At 58.2% G+C, this 5647-nt stretch carries 5 protein-coding genes; 4 read left to right on the top strand and 1 reads right to left on the bottom strand.

What is annotated here, in order from left to right:
* The first annotated feature begins 888 nt into the window (after positions 1 to 888).
* The 4 genes from EHS19_RS04490 to EHS19_RS04505 all read left to right on the top strand — a co-directional run bounded on the left by EHS19_RS04490 (position 889) and on the right by EHS19_RS04505 (position 3578).
* Positions 889 to 1149, top strand: coding sequence for a type II toxin-antitoxin system RelB/DinJ family antitoxin (locus EHS19_RS04490; RefSeq protein WP_151916596.1), 261 nt, complete (start codon positions 889 to 891; stop codon positions 1147 to 1149).
* Positions 1142 to 1423, top strand: a complete 282-nt coding sequence (locus EHS19_RS04495) for a type II toxin-antitoxin system RelE/ParE family toxin (protein ID WP_151916597.1) — start codon at positions 1142 to 1144, stop codon at positions 1421 to 1423. The genes EHS19_RS04490 and EHS19_RS04495 overlap by 8 nt, the downstream gene beginning before the upstream one ends.
* 616 nt (positions 1424 to 2039) lie before the next feature.
* Positions 2040 to 2471, top strand: coding sequence for a hypothetical protein (locus EHS19_RS04500; protein ID WP_241677077.1), 432 nt, complete (start codon positions 2040 to 2042; stop codon positions 2469 to 2471).
* Positions 2472 to 3011: 540 nt separating this feature from the next.
* The gene (locus EHS19_RS04505) at positions 3012 to 3578 is read left to right on the top strand and encodes a DUF3592 domain-containing protein (protein WP_175578302.1); all 567 of its coding nucleotides are present in this window, start codon (positions 3012 to 3014) and stop codon (positions 3576 to 3578) included.
* Between the two features lie 407 nt (positions 3579 to 3985).
* Here EHS19_RS04505 and EHS19_RS04510 read toward each other — a convergent pair whose 3' ends face one another.
* A complete protein-coding gene (locus EHS19_RS04510; RefSeq protein ID WP_151916599.1) occupies positions 3986 to 4456 on the bottom strand; it encodes a hypothetical protein in 471 nt (156 codons plus the stop codon).
* Positions 4457 to 5647: the final 1191 nt, after the last annotated feature.

Below are 5647 nucleotides of genomic sequence, written 5' to 3' on the forward strand. Positions count from 1 at the left end.
GGCTCGGTTGAGTGTGCATGTTCGCTCGTGTCACGCGGCGTGAAAAACGTCCAAAATGTCGTCGCGTGACAAGCCGGTCTGTCACGCGACGCGAAAAACGTCGTTTTTGACGCCGCGTGACAGATTGGTCGCCCGCCGTAGGCCAGTCTCGCAGCTGGTTGAGTGATGTCAGCCCCGCCTCCAAGGGGAGCTGGCGACGAATCCGACCGAGGCGGGCGGTCCGAGCCATCCCATCGAAAACTCCATCCCATCGAAACCATTGTGTGCATCGCACGTACGTATCAGGGTGCGATGGACTCTTCCGGCCGCTGCGGGTTGTAGATCGTGTGCATGGCACGTACATAAGGCGCTGCTGATCGTGTGCATGGAGCGTATATCTACGTGATCGTGTGCATGGGGCGTACATGTAGCGCGCGTTTTGCGCCTCGACGTATCCGTTGTATGCACACGATGCCTCCAACGACATACGTGTGATGCACACGATGGGGTGGAAGAGGGAGCTGCCGATACATTCCGACGCGTGGTGACGTTCTTCGCCGATCGAAATTCGGGAATCGGTGGTTGATCTCCCGAATTGTGATCGCTGACGGTCGCTCAGTGAACGAAATTCGGGAACACTGGGCCGCATTCCCGAAAAACGATCGCCGAGCCGGTCTCAGTGATCGAAATTCGGGAGTGTGTTGTCTCGGGGCATGGTTGACGGGTGTCCTGAGGCATTGTTTATCGGATACGAATCGGGTGCCAATCGGGTGCATCACCTGACGACCAACGGCTTCCCGGCGAGTGACGCTCCGGGGGCTTCTACTGCTAGACATTGAGGCAGATGCGCCCATCTCCCACTGTGTTACAATGTTCATATAATAGCATTACGTGAGTGAGGGGTTTGCGATGGTCGATACCGCGACGATCACTTTCCGCACGGATCCGCAGGTCAAGCGGCAGGCGAAGGAACTGTATGAGTCGATGGGACTGGACCTATCAACCGCATTGAACATGTTCCTGCGCCAATCGCTGACCGACAATGGCATGCCGTTCCGTGCCACGAGGGAGAGTCAGCTGAACGTGGAGGCCCGCCGTCAGGCCGACACCCGGGAGGGTGCTGCGTTCTCGTCTGTGGACGATCTGATGAAGGACCTGATGGATGCTTAGATCCGTCTTCCGCACCACGCAGTTCAAGAAGGACTTCAAAGGACTGTTGAAGAAGCACTACGACCCGGACAAGCTACGATGTGCCGTCGAAGCGTTGATGACCGAGGATCGTGACCTGCTGTCGACCAAATATCGCGATCACGCGCTGGTCAACAACTGGAAAGGATATCGGGTGATTCATATCGAGTCAGACTGGCTGCTCATCTACCGCATCGAACGCAATGAGCTGCAACTCGTGCTGACTCGCACCGGATCGCACGACCAGCTGTACTGACATGCGACATCGAACATACCGGCATACCGTTCTTGTCGGATGCGACAAGAACGGTAACGAAATGGTAACGATGACCGTCACGATGAACCAATCCCAGCCCGCTCAACCAAACTTTCCAAAATCCAGAATCGGCTTGATTCCAACGAAAATCAGTCCACTCAAGCCCAGCCGAACAAGCCAATCGAACACCCGCCCAAACAGGATGTCGCGGGTTCAAATCCCGCCGGCCCGACCGGAATAGTGAGATGTTGCGGCCTTTCGACCTACGGGATCCCACCTTTCGTTCACCGGATGCAAATCGGGTGCATCGCCTGACGGCCAACGGTTCGCATATCATGAAGTCCATGCTGTTGAAGATTGACTCGGAACGTTTGCAAGCGTATCTCAACGCCCATCGCACGGATATAGGCCAAGGCCCAAGGCTTCCGCCACAATAGCCACCGTGGAGGGCATATTCCTTATTCTCGCTGCCGGGACCACGCGGCTGCCATGGCCGTGGCTGACCATCGTGCTCATCGTAATGGCGATCGCGGTCACAGCGTATTCGGCAAAATCCGCTATCATGGCTTGGAGAAACGGCTACAATGCCGAGAGATTGTATCAGGAGTTGGAGCATATGGCAGGAACGGAGAAATACAGCAGTCTAATTGCCATCAGCAACGGCAACAAGTATCTCTTGTACTATGATGCCGGCTGGGACTGCGACTTCTTCCCGAACCATGCGACCAACGAGCTTGAGTCGGAGAACGTCAGGCTGCTGACCGACTACCTGTCCGACGGCTTCGACATTCCGAAGAGCGATTTCTCCCTCACGCGCGTGACTGGGACAACGCGGGAAAAGTACTCCACCGAGCATGACGAGACCCGCGTCTACCACTACACGCTCTACCGTGCGAACATCACTCGCATGCCAGATGTTTGGAAGGCGGACAGGTTCCACGTGGATTCCAAGGACTGCCGGTGGATGACCACCGATGAGATGCTCGCGGACCCGCGCATCCGGCAGGTCAACCGGGACGTGGTCACCATCGTTCGGGACAACGCCTGACCTGCGTTAGCTGAAGGGGATATCTGCCAATCGTCTCGTTGCCGGCACTCGTCGCCTTTCATGGAGTCGGATGCCGTCTTTTCCTTGATGAGAGTGGTATCGAGCCGGCGTGCAACGCCGTTGGCAAGAACCTTATTCCATTTTATGAGGTCTGATTGTGCCCGAAGCACAGTCATAGTCTCGGCAAAGCGACCTGAAAAGACTCAAGGTCGAATATGGCGTTCAGTAAGAAGTCAAGTGGCAGCCCATTTTCTGACAGAGATGCACACTGGCTCTGTAGAGCGGTTTTTAAAGGCTGGGCATGATTCAATACGAGATTATGTTGGCCAGTTTCCCTGCGATGTCGGACGTGCGTCCGCGTCCATGTGACTATGCTGACAGACTCTCGGTGTATCCAAGGTGCCGGAAACTGCCCCGCTGATGTATGTATGGTCCCGAAATCCGTTGGTATGCTTGGAATCGGAACGCTCCGCAACGTCCGCGGCCATCTGCATGCGGTATCGCAGAAACCCGCGGAAGGCAGGAATCGAGGCGGTAATCATGGCGGCAGACACTACCGGAATTTCCGAATCATCGTACGGCGTCGATCAATACGGTGCCGATCAGCACGGCACCGATCAGTACGACGCCGATCGGCAACCCAACCGCAACAACGGAAACGACCGCGGTTTCTGGAACAGGTGGTCGTGGGCCTTCTTCTGCGGATTGTTCAGCATCGTCGGAGCGATCTCGCTGATACCGAGCGTCGGAGCCCTGGTCGGCGAAATCACCCTGCGAAGGGACTGCACCGAGATCACCGACGGCACAGTGACACAGATGATCTTCAATCCGACCGACCCGTCCGATGATGATTCCTCGGACTCCTGGACGCCGGTGTTCCGGTACGGAGTATCCGGAAGGATCTACGAGCAGCGATACTCGGTGGCGTCATCAGATCCATGGTACGAGGTGGGTGATGCCGTAACGATTCGCTATGATCCGGCCGATCCGAACCGGTACGTGGTGGAGGGCGACCATGCTCCACTGATGCTGTACGCCGCCATCACGGTCATATTCCTCGGATTCACGGCCGTACTGCCCGTGGCGATAGCTATAAAACGCCGGTAACCGCCGCAGAGGCCTCATTCACACGGCTTTCCTTGGAGCTGTTGCAGCTCGTCGGCGGTCGCCTCCTGTGTCTGGGATGTGCTGCGGCGTGTGGGGTGCTGTCCGGTGGCTGCGTCGCTGCCGGTTGTGGATGCTGCCGGTTGCGGATGCTGGCTGTGCAGTGGCGTGTTGGTTGCCGATTGGCAACCGTTTGTGTATGGATTGCGTGTGGTTGATGGGCGGAATTCCGTTGATTGCGTGCCGCCGATTGGTTGCCGAATGGTTGCCGATTGGCAACCAATGCGCCATTGGTGATCGCTGACATGTCGGCGGCCCGTTCGATTGCGGCCCGTTCGATTGCGGCGTGTTTCCCCGCGTCGACCAGTGTCCTGCATCAGTCCAATGCCCCCCCCCCACGGCATGCCGGATTACGCCAGATCGTCGTCCCCGGAGGCGACGGCATGCATCCATGCCGCGAATGTTGCTCCCGGCGCGACGCCGGTGCCGTCATCCTTGGCTACGATGCGATCGTATTCGTAGCTGGCCTTGTAGGCGCCGGTGGGGGAGTAATGGCCGCGGATTTGCGTCGGGCATGGGTGGCCGGCGGCGTCGCACAGTCTGCGCAGACCGGCAAGATCGCTCTGGGCAAGCCTGATCACCTGCCAGCGGATGTCGTCGTCGACCACGACCTGATTGAGCGGCAGGATGCGCGCACTTGACAAATGCACCGCGCCATCATCCCCCATGCGGAAGAATGCGTTGAAGACCGTCATGTTGCCTTCGAGCGACACGTAGATGTACACGTCAAGGACCGGCATGCCCTCCGTCGCCTCAAGACACAGCGAGACGAGTCCGGACTGCACGTCCATGAATTCATCCTCGAAAACCCGTTCGGCCATGAGTCCGCCCTCCGATCAGCTGTAGTGCTTCAGCGCGGATGCGACGACCCCTTCGCCGCTCCTTCAACCGGTTCAATCATAAATCCACCGGTGCCTCCTGCCGTGTATAATAAAGAAAACGAGTCTTATCGGCTCGCCCAACGCTGTCCGCACCGTCGCACCAGAAGCCGCGTCCCAGAGGATCAGACATGAAGAGACTTCGAACAACCCCACCTGTCACCCTCGCAACCATGGATAATCGGATTCGTTCCCGTCGACTCTTGGCAGTGCTGGCGGCAGCCTTCTTGGCCGTTATCGCCATGACGGGCTGCACTGCCGGCGGGGGCGAATCCCCTCCCAGCTCCGCTACCACGAATCCTGGGTACGTTCCCGCGGCGAAACCGCCAACGCAATCCGTGAACGATATACGGCAGCGCACCGACCTCCATGATGAGCATGTATTCTCTTGGAGTCGATACGAAGTGGTCTCGGATCGCTCGGTCCGTGTCTTCTTCACCATGGGCAGTCCGCAGTGCCACGGTGTACGGGCGACCGTCGAAGAAGACGCCGCCACGGTGCGCATCGACCTTTATGAGGGAACCCTGCCCGACGCGCCAGCCGAATGCACTCTGAATGCCGTGAGCGCATCCCTTGTCGTCAGCACACGCGATCCCATTGGAACACGCTCGGTCGTGCGGTCATCCTCGGGTGAGTAGCGTTCCCTGCGAGCTGCGGTGTGCGCGAGGCGCTGTTCGGCGGCCGCGTCGCCGCCGATTGCGGATGCTGGTTGTGCAGTGGCGTGTTGGTTGCCGATTGGCAACCGTTTGTGTATGGATTGCGTGTGGTTGATGGGCGGAATTCCGGCGATTCCATGCTGATGATTGGTTGCCGATTGGCAACCAATGCGCTATTGGTGATCACTGACCGGTGATCAAGGATGTGCATGCGGTCGTTTTTCGATCATTGCAGTTGCATGGACCAGATGTTTGATGCCGACGGTGACAACGCGCTTTCCCTGAGCAAGCCATGCCACCTTCGTCATGTCATGCGTCGTATACGTCTGTACACGTCGCGCGAAGCAAAGCCTCGTTGCGCACGACAGGTGCGGATTGCGCCGCAGGGGCGAGGGCGTCGAGCTGATCGGACAGCTGCGATTCGTCGACCGCCGGTAGGTCGAGCAGGGAGCGCGCGGCCGTATGCAGGTAGTCGTTC

Origin of the sequence: Bifidobacterium jacchi, assembly GCF_009078285.1 — a bacterium.
In the GTDB taxonomy this organism is placed as follows: domain Bacteria; phylum Actinomycetota; class Actinomycetes; order Actinomycetales; family Bifidobacteriaceae; genus Bifidobacterium; species Bifidobacterium jacchi.

Excerpts from the sequence above, each read along its gene's own strand:
- EHS19_RS04490 (WP_151916596.1), top strand. The coding sequence starts at position 889 with ATGGTCGATACCGCGACGATCACTTTCCGCACGGATCCGCAGGTCAAG.
- EHS19_RS04495 (WP_151916597.1), top strand. The coding sequence starts at position 1,142 with ATGCTTAGATCCGTCTTCCGCACCACGCAGTTCAAGAAGGACTTCAAA.
- EHS19_RS04500 (WP_241677077.1), top strand. The coding sequence starts at position 2,040 with ATGGCAGGAACGGAGAAATACAGCAGTCTAATTGCCATCAGCAACGGC.
- EHS19_RS04505 (WP_175578302.1), top strand. The coding sequence starts at position 3,012 with ATGGCGGCAGACACTACCGGAATTTCCGAATCATCGTACGGCGTCGAT.
- EHS19_RS04510 (WP_151916599.1), bottom strand. The coding sequence starts at position 4,456 with ATGGCCGAACGGGTTTTCGAGGATGAATTCATGGACGTGCAGTCCGGA.